The sequence below is a fragment of the Microbacterium bovistercoris genome (assembly GCF_003387575.1).
Taxonomy (GTDB): Bacteria; Actinomycetota; Actinomycetes; order Actinomycetales; family Microbacteriaceae; genus Microbacterium; species Microbacterium bovistercoris.
Map to the genome: position 1 here is coordinate 268,021 of NZ_QUAB01000046.1, position 14,506 is coordinate 282,526.

Annotated in this window: 13 protein-coding genes; 8 read left to right on the forward strand and 5 right to left on the reverse strand. The window is 70.6% G+C overall.

All coding sequences use genetic code 11. The annotated features are described in order from the left end of the window. Positions 1-11 precede the first annotated feature (11 nt). Both DY023_RS14555 and DY023_RS14560 read left to right on the forward strand, forming a co-directional pair. The gene (locus tag DY023_RS14555) at positions 12-1,544 is read left to right on the forward strand and encodes a DNA polymerase Y family protein (RefSeq protein WP_245958729.1); all 1,533 of its coding nucleotides are present in this window, start codon (positions 12-14) and stop codon (positions 1,542-1,544) included. After that, the gene (locus DY023_RS14560) at positions 1,544-4,930 is read left to right on the forward strand and encodes an error-prone DNA polymerase (protein WP_116243049.1); all 3,387 of its coding nucleotides are present in this window, start codon (positions 1,544-1,546) and stop codon (positions 4,928-4,930) included. Before DY023_RS14555 ends, DY023_RS14560 begins: the two co-directional genes overlap by 1 nt. A gap of 19 nt (positions 4,931-4,949) precedes the next feature. On the opposite strand, the gene DY023_RS14565 is transcribed toward DY023_RS14560, so the two are convergent. Next, positions 4,950-5,345: a RidA family protein gene (locus tag DY023_RS14565; protein ID WP_116243050.1), complete on the reverse strand. Its 396-nt coding sequence runs from the start codon at positions 5,343-5,345 to the stop codon at positions 4,950-4,952. 132 nt (positions 5,346-5,477) lie between these two features. Between DY023_RS14565 and DY023_RS14570 the strand changes: the two genes are divergently transcribed. Continuing rightward, positions 5,478-6,464, forward strand: a complete 987-nt coding sequence (locus tag DY023_RS14570) for a helix-turn-helix transcriptional regulator (RefSeq protein WP_116243051.1) — start codon at positions 5,478-5,480, stop codon at positions 6,462-6,464. Between the two features lie 9 nt (positions 6,465-6,473). Here DY023_RS14570 and DY023_RS14575 read toward each other — a convergent pair whose 3' ends face one another. Together DY023_RS14575 and DY023_RS14580 are read right to left on the reverse strand one after the other, a co-directional pair. After that, on the reverse strand, positions 6,474-7,376 hold the full coding sequence (locus DY023_RS14575) for an ABC transporter ATP-binding protein (RefSeq protein WP_116243052.1): 903 nt from the start codon (positions 7,374-7,376) through the stop codon (positions 6,474-6,476). Beyond that, entirely contained in the window at positions 7,373-8,068 is a 696-nt protein-coding gene (locus tag DY023_RS14580; RefSeq protein ID WP_116243053.1) for a FadR/GntR family transcriptional regulator, read from the reverse strand. The genes DY023_RS14575 and DY023_RS14580 overlap by 4 nt, the downstream gene beginning before the upstream one ends. A gap of 166 nt (positions 8,069-8,234) precedes the next feature. Between DY023_RS14580 and DY023_RS14585 the strand changes: the two genes are divergently transcribed. Next, complete coding sequence (locus DY023_RS14585) at positions 8,235-9,653, forward strand: 2-isopropylmalate synthase (protein WP_116243054.1); 1,419 nt, start codon at positions 8,235-8,237, stop codon at positions 9,651-9,653. 9 nt (positions 9,654-9,662) lie between these two features. Here DY023_RS14585 and DY023_RS14590 read toward each other — a convergent pair whose 3' ends face one another. Together DY023_RS14590 and DY023_RS18075 are read right to left on the reverse strand one after the other, a co-directional pair. Beyond that, on the reverse strand, positions 9,663-10,919 hold the full coding sequence (locus tag DY023_RS14590; RefSeq protein ID WP_245958722.1) for an ankyrin repeat domain-containing protein: 1,257 nt from the start codon (positions 10,917-10,919) through the stop codon (positions 9,663-9,665). A gap of 99 nt (positions 10,920-11,018) precedes the next feature. Then, positions 11,019-11,177, reverse strand: a complete 159-nt coding sequence (locus tag DY023_RS18075; RefSeq protein WP_181905860.1) for a hypothetical protein — start codon at positions 11,175-11,177, stop codon at positions 11,019-11,021. A 124-nt stretch (positions 11,178-11,301) separates the two neighbouring features. Between DY023_RS18075 and DY023_RS14595 the strand changes: the two genes are divergently transcribed. The 4 genes from DY023_RS14595 (at position 11,302) to DY023_RS14610 (ending at position 14,489) form a co-directional block, all read left to right on the forward strand. Then, positions 11,302-12,954: a SulP family inorganic anion transporter gene (locus DY023_RS14595; RefSeq protein ID WP_116243056.1), complete on the forward strand. Its 1,653-nt coding sequence runs from the start codon at positions 11,302-11,304 to the stop codon at positions 12,952-12,954. Between the two features lie 11 nt (positions 12,955-12,965). Next, positions 12,966-13,637, forward strand: a complete 672-nt coding sequence (locus tag DY023_RS14600; protein ID WP_116243057.1) for a GAP family protein — start codon at positions 12,966-12,968, stop codon at positions 13,635-13,637. A 42-nt stretch (positions 13,638-13,679) separates the two neighbouring features. After that, positions 13,680-14,054, forward strand: a complete 375-nt coding sequence (locus DY023_RS14605; protein WP_116243058.1) for an SHOCT domain-containing protein — start codon at positions 13,680-13,682, stop codon at positions 14,052-14,054. A gap of 78 nt (positions 14,055-14,132) precedes the next feature. Beyond that, on the forward strand, positions 14,133-14,489 hold the full coding sequence (locus tag DY023_RS14610) for a hypothetical protein (RefSeq protein WP_116243059.1): 357 nt from the start codon (positions 14,133-14,135) through the stop codon (positions 14,487-14,489). Positions 14,490-14,506 lie beyond the last annotated feature (17 nt).

The window sequence follows — 14,506 nt, forward strand, 5'->3', positions numbered from 1 at the left end:
CCTCGAGCAGGATGCACGTGCTGCGGTTCCCGGACTGGCCGCTGCGGGCGGTGCTGGGCGAGCCGCCGCCGCATCCGCCGGTCGCCCTGGTGCGGCAGAACACCGTCGTCGCGAGCACCGCCTCTGCCCGCGCGCTGGGTGTGCGCGTCGGCCAGCGCCGGCGGCTCGCGCAGGGGCGCGCGCCGTCACTGCGGATGCTGCCGCACGATCCCGCTCAGGAGGAGCGGGCGTTCGTCCCGGTGCTGCGCCTCATCGAGCAGCACGCACCCGGGGTGCTGCTGCTGCGCCCGGGGATGGCCGCGCTGCGCTCGCGGGGCGTTTCCCGATTCCACGGCGGAGAGGCCGAGGCCGCCGATGCGCTGCTCGCCGTGCTCGCGGAGGAGGGATATCCCGAGGCGCTGATCGGCGTCGCCGACGGCGCATTCACCGCCGAGCTGGCGGCTCTGCGCGCCGAGGGCGAGTCCGCCCGCCGGGCGATCGTGCCCGTCGGCGGATCGCGTGTCTTCCTCGCCCCTGTTCCGGTGGCCGCCCTCGGCGATGAGGAGCTGGCGAGCCTGCTCGCCCGCCTCGGGGTGCACACCCTGGGTGAGTTCGCCGCGCTGGGCGAAGGTGCGGTGCGCGACCGGTTCGGCGAGCACGGCGCACGGCTGCACGCCCTCGCACAGGGATCGGACTCCCGTCCGGTGCAGCCCCGTCCGCCCGACCCTGAGCTGGCCGGGGAGGTCGGGTTCGACGCCCCGCTCGGGCAGGCCGATCAGATCGCGTTCGCCGTGCGGCAGACGGCGGATGCCGTGATGCTGGCTCTGGCCGACGCCTCCGTGGTGTGCACCGAGGTGCGCATCGATCTGACCGATGACGACGGCAGGGTGAACTCGCGCACCTGGCTGCATCCGACCTGTTTCGAGGCCGCCGACCTCGTCGACCGGGTGCGCTGGCAGCTCGAGGCCCTCGCCGCAGACGCCCGCGACGACGACCATGACGCCGCTCATGCGTTCCGCGGGATCGTCGGGGTGCGCATCGCCCCGACTGCGGTCGACGACGCCGCGCACCATCAACCCGCGCTGTTCGGCCAGGCGAGCGACGAGCGCCTGCACCACGCCCTCTCACGGGTGCAGACGATCGTGGGGCACCGCGGCGTGGTCACCGCCGCCGTGGCCGGCGGTCGCTGGCTGTCCGACCGGCAGGTGCTCACCCCCTGGGGTGAGCGTTCCGTCGCCCCGCGCGACCCTGCCCGCCCCTGGCCGGGAAGCCTGCCCGGCCCGCATCCGGCAGAGGTCTTCGACCCGCCCCGGCCGATCCGGGTGCGTGCGGCCGGAGACGCCGTCATCGAGGTCGACGAGCGGGGCGCGCTCTCGGCCGCGCCCGCCTTCGTCGAGGATGCGGCGGTGGCCTCCTGGGCCGGGCCGTGGCCGATGCGGGAGCACCGCTGGGACGCCGCCCGGTCCCGCAGCGGGCACCGCTTCCAGTTGGTCGACGAGCGTCAGCGCGCCTGGCTGGTCGTGCTCTCCGATGAGGGATGGCTGGCGGAAGGACGGTACCGCTGATGGGCTGGCACAACCCCGAGTTCACCTGGGCCGAGCTGGAGCGAACGCTCAGCGACCCCACCGCACCGCCGTCCGCCGAGCCCCTCGGCACCCGCATCGACCCCGGTCCGCTCAGCCGGCACCGTGCACCCATCACCCGGCCGCCGGTGGAGCGCCCCGACGACGCCGTCCCCTACGCCGAGCTGCACGCCCACTCGTCGTTCTCCTTCCTCGACGGGGCCTCCTCCCCCGACGATCTGCTCGCCGAGGCAGAGCGTCTGGGGCTCACTGCCCTTGCGATCACCGACCACGACGGGTTCTACGGCGCGGCACGGTTCGCCGAGGTCGCCGAGCTGACCGGTGTGCAGACGGTGTTCGGCGCCGAGCTCTCCCTCGATCTGCCCACGCCGCAGAACGGCATCCCCGATCCGGTCGGCGACCACCTGCTCGTGCTCGCCCGTGGGCTGGAGGGATACCGGCGGCTGTCCTGGGCGATCACGCAGGCGCAGCTGCGCGGCGGCGAGAAGGGCCGCCCCGTCTACGACCTGGACGAGCTCGCGGCGAGCGCGGAGGGGCACTGGACGATCCTCACCGGATGCCGCAAGGGCGGCGTCCGCCGGGGACTCGCCCGCGGCGATGCGCGGACCCCGCTGCGGCGCCTGGTGGATCTGTTCGGCAGGGATCAGGTCGTCGTCGAGCTGATCGACCACGGCGATCCGGGCGACACCGGCCGCAACGACTCCCTGGCCTCCCTGGCAAGCGAGCTGCGTCTGCCGGTCGTGGCCACCAACAACGTGCACTACGCCGCCCCCGCGCAGGCCGGCCTCGCCGAGGCCGTGGCATCCGTGCGGGCCACACGCAGCATGGACGACCTGGACGGCTGGCTGCCGGTGCACGGCTCGGCGCATCTGCGCAGCGGGGCGGAGATGACCGAGCGCTTCCGCCGGTACCCCGGCGCGATCACGCAGAGCCTGCGGATCGCGGAGGACTGCGCCTTCCCGTTGCGCAAGGCGAAGCCCGACCTGCCCCGCCTGGACATCCCCGGCGGCATCCCTCCGATGCAGCATCTGCGCGAGCTCGTGTGGGCGGCGGTGCCGGAGCGGTATCCGCGGCTCGACGCCGACGGCCGCTCGCGCATCGAACGGGAGCTGAACGTCATCGAGGAGAAGGACTTCCCCGGGTACTTCCTCATCGTGCACGGCATCGTCGAAGAGGCGCGGCGCCGGGGCATCCTCTGTCAGGGCCGTGGGTCGGCCGCGGCGAGCGCGGTCTGCTATCTGCTGGGCATCACCGCGGTCGATCCGGTCCTGTACCGGCTCCCCTTCGAGCGCTTCCTCGCCACCACGCGCACCGAGGAGCCCGACATCGACGTGGACTTCGACTCCGGCCGGCGCGAGGAGATCATCCAGTGGGTGTTCCAGACCTACGGCCGCGATCGCGCCGCGCAGGTGGCCAACGTCATCCAGTACCGTCCGAAGAACGCGGTGCGCGACATGGCCAGGGCTCTCGGTCACTCCCCCGGTCAGCAGGACGCCTGGTCGAAGCAGGTCGACGGCTGGAGCGCGGGCATCGAGGTGCCCGCGGGCACCGACATCCCGGGTGACGTGCTCGCCTACGCCGGCGAGCTGCTGAAGGCACCCCGGCACCTCGGAATCCACTCCGGCGGGATGGTGCTGACCGCCCAACCCGTCGGCGAGGTGGTGCCCGTCGAGCATGCCCGGATGGAGGACCGCACCGTCATCCAGTGGGACAAGGACGACGCCGCCTCGATGGGACTGGTGAAGTTCGACCTGCTGGGACTGGGGATGCTGGCCGCGCTGCGGCACTGCTTCGACCTGGTCGAGCAGGCCACCGGTGAGGTCTGGACGCTCGCCTCGCTCCCCAAGGAGGAGCCGGCGGTGTACGACATGCTCTGCAGGGCCGACTCGATCGGGGTGTTCCAGGTGGAGTCCCGCGCGCAGATGGGGCTGCTCCCCCGGCTGCAGCCCCGGGAGTTCTACGAGCTGGCCGTGCAGATCGCGCTCATCCGGCCCGGCCCCATCCAGGGCGGGGCCGTGCATCCGTTCGTGCGGCGGAAGATGGGGCAGGACGAGGTGACCTACGCGCATCCCGACCTCGAACCCGTCCTGAAGCGCACCCTGGGCATCCCGGTGTTCCAGGAGCAGCTCATCCAGATGGCCACGACCCTCGGCGACTGCACGGCCGACGAGGCCGACCTGCTGCGCCGGGCGATGGGATCCAAGCGCGGAATGGAGAAGATCGAGCGGATCAGTGAGTCGCTGTATGCGGGGATGGCGCGGCGGGGCCTCAGCAAGGAGGCCTCCGATCGCATCTACGCGCAGATCCAGGCGTTCTCGAACTTCGGCTTCGCCGAGTCGCACTCCCTCTCCTTCGCCCTGCTCGTGTACGCCAGCTCGTGGCTGAAGCTGCACTATCCAGCGGCGTTCCTCGCCGGCCTGCTGCGGTCGCAGCCGATGGGGTTCTACTCCGCCTCGACGCTGACAGCCGACGCACGCCGCCACGGCGTGAAGGTGCTGCGGCCCGACCTGCATCTGTCGGGCGCGACCGAGACGCTGGAGCGGATCGAGGACGGCACCGCCCCCACCGGCCTCGACGCCTGTCTCGCAGCACCTCAGCCTCCGATCGCCCCCTTCGACCGCACCGCCCCCGACGAGTCCGCCGCGCATCGGCGAGACGGCCGATTCGCGGTGCGCCTCGGCCTTTCCGGGGTACGCGGCATCGGCACGCCCCTGGCCGAGCGGATCGTCGCCTCCCGTGAGCAGGACGGCCCCTACCGCGACCTGCACGACCTCGTGCGGCGCACGGATGCCACCGCCGCCCAGCTCGAGGCGCTCGCCACCGCCGGGGCTTTCGAGTGCCTGGGGCTGAGCCGGCGCGAGGCGATCTGGACGGCGGGCGCAGCCGCCGAGGACCGTGCACGCTACCTGCCCGGCACGACGATCGCCGTACAGCCGCCGCTGTTCCCCGACCAGACCGGGTACGAGCGGCTGTCCGCCGACCTCTGGGCCACAGGAGTGTCCACCGACGACCATCCGATGGCGCACTTCCGCACCGCGCTGAACGAGCGCGGGGTGCTGACCTCCGAGCGACTGCGCACCCACGAGCAGGGCCGCCGCATCGAGGTGGCGGGCATCGTCACGCACCGGCAGCGGCCGGCGACGGCGAGCGGCATCACGTTCCTGAACCTCGAGGACGAGCACGGCATGGTGAACGTGATCTGCTCGGCGGGCGTCTGGGGGCGCTATCGCCGGATCGCCCGCGACTCCCCTGCGCTCATCGTCCGCGGCATCCTGGAGCGCTCCCCCGAAGGCGTGGCCAACGTGCTGGCCGACGCCTTCGAGGATCTGCGCACCGGGCTGGAGCACCGGTCACGGGACTTCCGCTGACCGCCGCCCCGGGCGACGTTCAGGCGACCGCCGTGCCCTCCAGCTCGACCAGCTGCCCGGGGACCGCGAGCCGGCTCACACCGAGCATCGTCGTCGTGGGGGCGACCCCAGCCGCTCCCAGCCGAGCGGCGAGCAGCCCGTAGTGTGGGAACAGCGCATCGACGTCGGTCGTGTACACATTCAGCCGGATGAGGTGCGCCACAGTCATACCGGCCTCGGCGAGCACCGCCTCGAGGTTCTCCAGGCTGAGGGCGAGCTGGGCCGCCATGTCGCCGTCGTGCAGCGGCCTGCCCTCGGGGCTCATCGAGGTCTGCCCCGAGATGTACAGGGTCCTGGTATGTCCCGTGACCGTCTCTCCCTGGTTGAAACCCAGTTCCGTCGACCACGTCACCGGGTTGATAGCCGTGCGTTTCATCGTCTTCTCCGCTTCCTGTCGTGCTGGTTCGGATGCCGGCAGCCGCGCGTTTCGCGGCTCGTCTCGGCATCCTCCGATGACTCTTCCGAAGAAACACGACATCCTCTGTCAGGTATCGGCTAGATTCTCCGCATGCGCGCCGACCGGCTGGTCTCCCTCGTCCTGCTGCTGCGGCAGCGCGGACGGATGACCGCTCCGGCGCTGGCCCGCGAGCTGGAGGTCTCGACGCGCACGATCCTGCGTGACATCGAGGCGCTGTCCTTCGCCGGAGTCCCGGTGTATGCGGAAAGGGGCCGGCACGGCGGCTTCGCGCTGCTGCCCGGCTTCCGCACGGAACTCACGGGCCTGAACCAGAACGAGGCACTCGCCCTGCTCGCTGCTGTGTCGCACCGCGGTGAGCACGCCTTCGGACTCGGCGCGGCCGCGAGCGCAGCGACCCGGAAGGTGCGCGATGCGATCCCTGAGAGCCACCGGCCACAGCTGGATGCCGCTGCCGGGCGCCTTCTCATCGATCCCGAGACCGATCTGCTCGCACGCCGACCGCCCCGCGAGGCTGTCCCTGCCGAGGTCCTCTCCGCGGTGCGGAGCGCCGTCCTCGCCGGGCGACGACTACGGATCCACTACGCCACCGCAGACCGGGCACCCGCCTGGCGGGTCGTCGATCCGATCGGGCTGGTCGCCGTCCGCGAGAAGGGCTATCTGCTGGCCACCGTCTCCGGCTCCGACCGCACGTATCGGCTGTCGCGGATCCTCGCCGCGGAGGAGCTCGATGAGCCGGCTGTGCGCCCGGCCTCCGTCGACCTCGAGCAACTCTGGAACGAGCGCAGCGCGCGCTTCCGCGCCGGGGATGATCAGGTCACCGTGACGGTTCTGCTGGTCCCGGCGCGCCGCGAGGATCTCGCCGGAACCGCGATCTCCTTCCGGTCGGAGCGCCCCGGGCGCGACGGACGGATCGTGGTGGAGGCGGTGTTCCAGGACCTACGCCACGCGGAGTGGAGCATCTGGACCCTCGGCACCGATGCCGAGGCGCTGGCCCCGATCGCGTTGAGGGAGCTTCTGCATCAGCGGGCGTGTCGACTGGCGCAGCGGTACGAGGGGCCGGCGTCGGCACTGCCGTGATCCGGAAGCTCAGCCCGCCCGTCCCGCCCGCGCCGACCAGCGCCCGCGATCCTTCGCCACCTCGATCGGATGCCGGAACGCCCGGGAGATCGTCTCGGTGGTGAGCGCCTCGTCGACGGCGCCGGCTGCGACCACCGCCCCGTCGGAGATGACCAGGGCGTGCGTGGTCGTCTCCGGCAGCTCCTCGAGGTGATGCGTCACCAGGATGCTGGTCATCTCCGGGTCATGCCGGACGAGTCCGTCCACGGTCTCGAGGAACTGCTCCCTGGCCGCGACGTCGAGTCCTGTGGTCGGCTCGTCCAGAAGCAGCAGGTCGGGTCGGATCACCAGAGCTCGGGCGATCAGCGCCCGGCCGCGCTCACCCTGGGACATCGTGAACCAGTTCGCCTCCCGGCGATCGCCGAGCCCCACGACGTCGAGCATCTCCCACGCGCGCTCCACCTCGTCGGCCTGCGGCGCCCAGCGCATCGGCGTCTCCACCGTTCCGGTGAGGCCGGTGAGCACCACCTCGGTCGCCGACAGCGGCGAGTCCAGCGGATGCCGCGGATTCACGTGCCCGATCCGCCGGCGCAGCGTCTGCAGGTCGACCCGGCCGATCCTGCTGCCCAGCACGTCGACGGTTCCCTCACTCGGATGCGACACGGCCCCGCAGAAGCTCAGGATCGTGCTCTTGCCCGCACCGTTCGGCCCGAGCAGCGCCCACCTCTCGCCCGCCCGCACGGTGACCGTGATGCCACGGAGGATGGGGCGGCCGCCTCGCCGGAAGTGCACGTCGCGCAGCTCGAGGACGGCAGACGCCGCAGATGCGGGCTCGCACCTCGCCGTCGTCGCGGACGAAGGCCCACGCTCAGCCTCCGTCAAGGATGCCGGTCGCGCCGCCGTCGCCACCGGCGGCGGCTCGGGCGCCGTCATGCCAGCGCCTGGGCAAGACCAGCGAGGTGCGCGCGGCTGAGAGCCGCTGCGGCATCCGCCTGACCGCCGGCGACGGCTTCCACGAGCTGCGCGTGCGCGTCATGGTCCGGTGCATCTCCGAAGGAGGGGCGCATCCGCAGCATGTCGATCATCGCGAGGCGGAGGCGCGGGGTGAGCGCGTCGAAGAGCTCCGCGAGCACCGGGTTGTGCGCCGCCGCGACGATGGCCCGGTGCAGTGCGAGATCCGCGTCGACGTGTCCCTCGATCAGCACCCGCGGGTTCCCGTCGCCCTCCTGCGGGCGGGACACGTCCCGGGCCGACAGCGCGCGGCGCAGCACGCGCACGTCCGCCGGGGTGCGCCGGCGCGCGGCGAGCGCGGCCGCCTCGCTCTCGATCGCCGTGCGCGTCTCGATGACCGCGAGGATGTCTGCGCGGCGGAGCACCTGATCCCAGTCGTCGCGCGGCTCGAGCGCCGAGACGAACACGCCTGCGCCCTGCCGGGTCACGAGCACGCCCCGCCCCGCGAGCTGCCGGATCGCCTCGCGCACCGTGGAGCGTCCGACGCCGAGCTGCGGGGCCAGGGTCGTCTCGCCTGGCAGTCGCTCGCCGAGTGCCCATTCCCCGGACCCGATCCGTTCGAGCAGCAGCTGCGCCGCCCGATCGGCCAACGTCTCACGCACTACCTGCGCCATGCCCCCACCTCTCTGCTTGTCTGAGGAGTTGTGTTACAGTCTAGCCATGCTTCCCCAGGGTTCCCTTCTTCTTCTTCACCGCCACGGCGGGGCCTGACACGACCGGCTCCCCCGCCGTGGGGGTTCGGCGTCGCCGGTCGACACCATCGACCGAAGGAAGAGATCCATGAACACGTTCCCCACCCTGTCCACCCCGTCCGGTCCCATCCCCGAGGATGCCCCGCGCTGGAATCCCCAGCGCCTCTCGCAGATGCCCTCCCACCGCTATCGCGACGTGTTCTCCCGAGTCGACGTCCCGCTGCAGGACCGGATGTGGCCGTCGCGCCGCCTCACCGCCGCACCGCTGTGGGTGCCGGTCGATCTGCGCGACGGCAACCAAGCCCTCGCCGAGCCGATGGATCCGGCGCGCAAGCGCCGCTTCTTCCAGCTCCTCGTCGCGATGGGGTACAAGGAGATCGAGGTCGGCTACCCGTCGGCGTCGCAGACCGATTTCGACTTCGTCCGCCTGATCGCGGCGACGGACATCGCGCCGGACGACGTGACGATCGTCGTCTTCACCCCGGCGCGCCGCGATCTCATCGAGCGCACGGTCGAATCGATCCGCGGCATCCGCAATCCTGTCGTCATCCACCTCTACACCGCGACGGCGCCGGTCTGGCGCGACGTCGTGCTCGGCCGCGATCGGGACGAACTGCGCGACCTGATCCTGGCCGGTGGCCGCGACGTGCTGCGGACGGCGGGCGATCTGCCGAACGTGCGGTTCGAGTTCTCCCCCGAGGTGTTCAACCAGACCGAACCGGACTTCGCACTCGAGATCTGCGATGCCATGACCGCGCTCTGGGACGCCTCTCCCGACCGCCCGGTCATCCTCAACCTGCCGGCGACCGTCGAGATCGCGACTCCGAACGTGTACGCCGACCAGATCGAGTACATGCACCGGCATCTGGCCCGACGCGACGCCGTCATCCTCTCCGTCCATCCGCACAACGACCGGGGCACCGGCGTCGCCTGCGCCGAACTCGCGGTCCTGGCCGGCGCGCAGCGCGTGGAGGGATGCGTCTTCGGCAACGGCGAGCGCACGGGGAACGTCGACCTCGCCACCCTCGCACTGAACCTGCACGCGCAGGGCGTCGACCCGATGATCGACTTCTCGGACATCGACGAGATCCGCCGCACCGTCGAGCACTGCAACCGCATCGAGGTGCACCCCCGGCATCCCTACGTCGGAGCCCTCGTGCACACGGCGTTCAGCGGCACCCATCAGGATGCGATCCGGAAGGGGCTCGCCGAGCACCGCGCTCGCGCCGCCGAAGAGGGGCGCACGGAGAGCGACATCTCCTGGCGGGTTCCGTACCTGCCCATCGACCCCGCCGACATCGGACGCGGTTATGAGGAGGTCATCCGAGTCAACTCGCAGTCCGGGAAGGGCGGGATCGCGCACCTGCTCGAGAGCGCCTACGGCATCGTGCTGACCAGGGACGAGCAGGTCGAGCTCGCACGACGGGTGCAGCGCCACACCGACGAGACCGGCCGGGAGGTGACTGCCGAGGAGGTACTCCGGATGCTGCGCGCGTCAGCCGCCTGAGCGGCGCGATCACCCGCCGAGGATCGCCGCGATGTCGCCGAAGCCGAGACGACGGGCGTTGTCGAGGGCGGTGCGGCCCTGGGCGTCTCGGATGCCGGGGTCGGCGCCCGCCGCGAGCAGGGTCTTCACGATGCGCTGCGCGTTCTCGTCGCCACCGCCGAACACGACCGCCTCCTGGATCGCCGTCCAGCCGTTGGTGTTCACGTGGTTCAGGTCGATGTCGAGCTGCACCACGCGGTCGATGTAGTCGGCGTGGCCGCGCTCGGCTGCGGGATTCGCCGGCGTACCTCCGCGGCGATTGCGGATCGTGAGATCGGGCTGACCGGGCAGCAGCGCCTCCAGCATCCGCACGCTGCCGGTCACGCCGGTCATCACCCACGGGGTGTCCTTGCGGTGGTCGAACGCATCGGGGTCGGCGCCCAGCGCCACGAGCAACCGGGCGACCTCGACCCGGTCGGTCATCACCGCGTGCATCAGCGGCGTGCGCTGCAGCTCGGCGTCGCGCGTCTCGAGGTCGGCCCCGGCCCGGATGGCGAGCATCGCGGCATCCGCGTCGCCGGCGTCGGCGGCTGCCAGCAGTGCCTCATCCGGATCGCTGGGCGCCCGGCCGTCGCGAGCGGCGAGAAGGATCGCCTCGGAACCCCCGAACCCCCGCTGCTGGGCCATCTGCAGCGGGGTGGCTCCCTCACTGCCGGAAGGCCGCTCGAACTCCGCGCCGCCGGCGACGAGCGTGCGGATCGTCAGATGATACGTCTCGGTGTCCTCGCCGAAGATGACCGCCTCGTGGATGGCCTGGTAGCCGATCCGGTTCACATGGTCGCGGTCGATCCCCGCCTGCAGCAGCTGCCCGACGACATAGCCGTGGCCGCGCTCGGCAGCTCGGATCAGACCCGTGCCGTTCCAGCGGTCCTTGTCGTCGATCTCCGCCCCGTTCGCGAGCGTGAGCCGCAGCAGCTCGAGGTGGCCCTCGCTGGTGGCGACCAGGTACGCCGACTGCGCGGTGTCATCCTTGGCGTTCACGTCGGCACCCTGCCCCGCGAGCTCGGCCGCGGCCGCCACGTCGTTCCGCCAGGCGGCATCGCGCAGCGCAGCATCCAGCCGGTCCTGCGCACTCGGTGTCGGCGCAGCGGCCGAGGGCGACGGTGTCGGCGCCGTGGCCGGCGCGCATGCGGCCACCGCGGATGCTGCAGCGACAGCAAGACCGGTGACGACGAGGACTCTACGTGGAAAGCGGCGCATGACGGACTCCAGACGGGAACGGGACAACCAGTCTTCTCGTACGCCGCCGGTCCGGCATCGCCCGGCAGGGTGGACCGGGCCTAGCCGATCGGATGATGCGGCGGCGGCCGTATCAGTCCGGGCTGCTCACCAGTGCCGGTCCGCGGGTTCGGCAGGACGCTTGTCCGTGCCGCCCCAGCGCACCGCCTCGGCCTTCGCCGCGGCGACGGCGGCGTCGGCCTCGCGCAGCGCCTCCTCGGCGTCCGCCGCGCGATCCGCGTCGCTGCGCTCGTCCTTCATCTCCATGTATCCAGAGTAGAACGCCGCGCGGAGCCGCGGCGCATTCACCCGATAGGGACGAAATCACGCACGCCCGCGAGCGACGCACGATACTCTCGGCTACGTCAGAACGACGAACCAGGAGGTCCCCGTGCAGCGTCCCCTTGCCGGACTCACCCGCAAGAACTTCGGACGTGAACTCCTCGCAGGAGTCACGCTGATCGCCATCGCGATCCCGCTGAACATCGGATACGCGCAGATCGCGGGGCTCCCGCCCACGGCCGGACTGTACGCCCTCGTCGTCCCGACGATCATCTGGGCTCTCGTGGTCTCGAGCCGGCAGCTCGTCGCATCGCCCGATGCCGCGGCAGCCGCCCTGGTCGCGTCGTCGATCGGCGGGCTCGCCGCCGCGGGTTCGGCGGACTACGCCACCATGGCGCTCGCGCAGGCCATCATCTGCGGTGTCATGCTGCTGCTGATGTCGGTGTTCAAGCTGGGGTTCCTGGCGAACTTCCTGTCCAAGCCGATCCTCGTCGGCTTCGTCGGCGGACTCGCCCTCGACATCCTCATCTCGCAGATCGCGAAGATGCTGGGCGTCAAGATCGAGTCCGGAGGCGAGTTCGTCGAGAAGCTCACCGGGCTGGTCACCGGGCTGCCCACGCTCAACATCTGGTCGCTGCTGATCTCGGTGTGCGCGGTGCTCATCCTGGTTCTCGGACGCCGCATCGCCCCCGTCGTGCCCTGGGCACTGGTGGTCATGGTCGTCGCGACCGTCGTCGTGCTGCTCACGCACGCCGATGACGCCGGCGTGTCGGTGCTCGGCGAGGTGCCGGCCGGACCTCCGGCGATCACCTGGCCGATGCTCGACTGGAGCACCTGGGCGATGCTCATCCCGTCGGCCCTCGCCCTGACCATGGTCACCGCCGCGGAGGGCCTGCTGGTATCACGCTCCTATGGCGAGAAACGCGGCTACCGGACCAGCCCGAACCGCGACCTCTTCGCCTTCGGCGTCGCGAACGTCGCCTCCGGTGCCAGCGGTTCTTTCGTGATGGGATCGTCCACCAGCCGCACCGCGGCGATGGATCAGGCCGGAGCCCGCACCCAACTGCCGTCGATCGTCCTCGCCGTCGGCACGCTGCTGCTCCTGCTGTTCGGCACCGCGCTGCTGGCCGACATCCCCAACCCCGCGATCGGCGCGATCGTCGGCATCGCCGTGCTCCCGCTTCTCGGCATCAAGGAGTTCCGTCAGCTCTGGAAGACCGACCGTTTCGAGTTCACCATTGGCGCGGCCTGCTTCCTCGTCACGCTGTTCGTCGGCTCGATCCCCGGCATCCTGGTCTCCTTCGTCCTCGCGCTGATCAACATGGCCAAGCGGGCGGCGACTCCCGCGATCGACGTGCTCAAGGTCGACGACCAGGTCTCCCGGTCGCTGCTCGACGAGGCGCCCGAGGGCACGGTCACCGCGCCCGGCGTGGTCGTGGTGCGGATGGCCGCGCCGCTGTTCTTCGCCAACGGCTCCGTGTTCACGGACGCGGTGAAGAAGGCGGTCACGTCGGCGGATGACGCGGGCAACGGGCCCGTGAAGCACGTGGTGCTCGACATGGAGGCCGTCACCGACATCGACGTCACGGGCGCCGAGGCGTTCGAGTCGATGCAGAGCTGGCTCGAGCAGCACGAGGTGTCACTGGCGTTCAGCCGGATGCGGCCACAGACCCACGACCGGCTCGTGAAGCTCGATCTGCTCGGCGACCATGACTCGTATCCGACCAATCGTGAGGCCGTCACGGCCCTCACACGCAACTGAAAGGTCACGCCATGGGTCCCGTCATCGGCGACATCCTCCCCCTTGCGATCGGCGTGGCGGTCAGCCCGATCCCGATCATCGCCGCGATCCTGATGCTGCTCTCGCCGAAGGCGCGCACGACCAGTGTCGGGTTCCTGCTCGGCTGGGTCGTGGGCATCGCACTGGCCGTCACGATCTTCACCCTGCTGTCGGCCGTGCTCCCGGACGACGATCCGGACGCATCCAAGCCGATCCAGGGCGTCATCCAGATCGTCCTGGGCGCGGGGCTGCTGCTGCTCGCCGTCCGCCAGTGGCGCGGGCGCCCCAAGGCCGGCGAAGAGCCGGCCATGCCTGCGTGGATGAAGGCGATCGACACCATGAACTTCGGCAAGGCGGCGGGCCTGGCGCTGCTGCTCTCCGCCGTCAACCCGAAGAACCTGCTGCTCGCCGTGAGCGCGGGCGTGACGATCGGCTCAGCAGGACTCGCAGGCGGAGAGCAGACCGTCGTGATCGTCATCTTCGTGCTCCTCGGCGCATCCACCGTGCTGATCCCCGTCGTCGGCTACCTGCTCGCCGCCGACCGCTTGCGCGACACGCTCGATAAAGTCCGGGAGTGGCTGGTGCAGGAGAATGCCGTGATCATGGCAGTATTGCTCCTTGTCATCGGCGTGAACCTCATCGGCAAGGGCATCGGCAGCTTCTGATTCGCAACACCCGAAAAACAACCTCACATAGGGAGACAAATAATGGGATTCTGGGACTTCTTCTGGTACATGATCTGGGCGTTCTTCTTCATCGCCTACCTCATGGTGCTGTTCTCGATCATCGGGGACATCTTCCGCGACCGTAAGCTCAACGGCTGGCTGAAGGCGGTCTGGATCATCTTCTTGATCTTCGTGCCGTTCCTCACCGCGCTGGTGTACCTGATCGCTCGCGGTCAGGGCATGGCCGAGCGCAGCGCCGAGCAGGCGCAGCAGGCGAAGGACGCCACCGACGCCTACATCCGCCAGGCGGCCGGCAAGAGCGCCTCGGACGAGATCGCCGACGCAGCCAAGCTGCTCGCGGCCGGCACCATCACCACCGAGGAGTACGAGAAGCTGAAGGCCAAGGCCCTCGCCTGATCGGCATCCTCCGATAGCAGTGCATCCGAAGGGGGTGTCGGACAGCGTCCGGCACCCCCTTCTGTGGAAAGGCAGATCATGAACATCTGGGAATTCCTCGGCTACCTGCTCTGGGGGACGGTCGTCGTCTCCTACCTGTTCGCCCTGGTGCTGGTGCTGCGCACGATCCTCATGACGCACGAGCTCAGCGGCTGGGCGAAGGCGGTCTGGGTCGTGCTGCTGTTCGTCCTGCCCGTGGTCTCGCTCGCGATCTGGCTGATCGTGCGCGGCAACGGTGCGGAGACGGCAGAGGACGCGCGCGATGCGGGTGCTCCGGCCCCTGATGGGACCACGGGCAGCCCCGCCGACGAGATCGCGCGAGCGCAGGCGCTGCTGGACAAGGGCCAGATCTCCGGTGAGGAGTTTCTGCGCCTCAAGGGTCTCGCGCTGAAGTGACGACTCTCGCTCTTCAA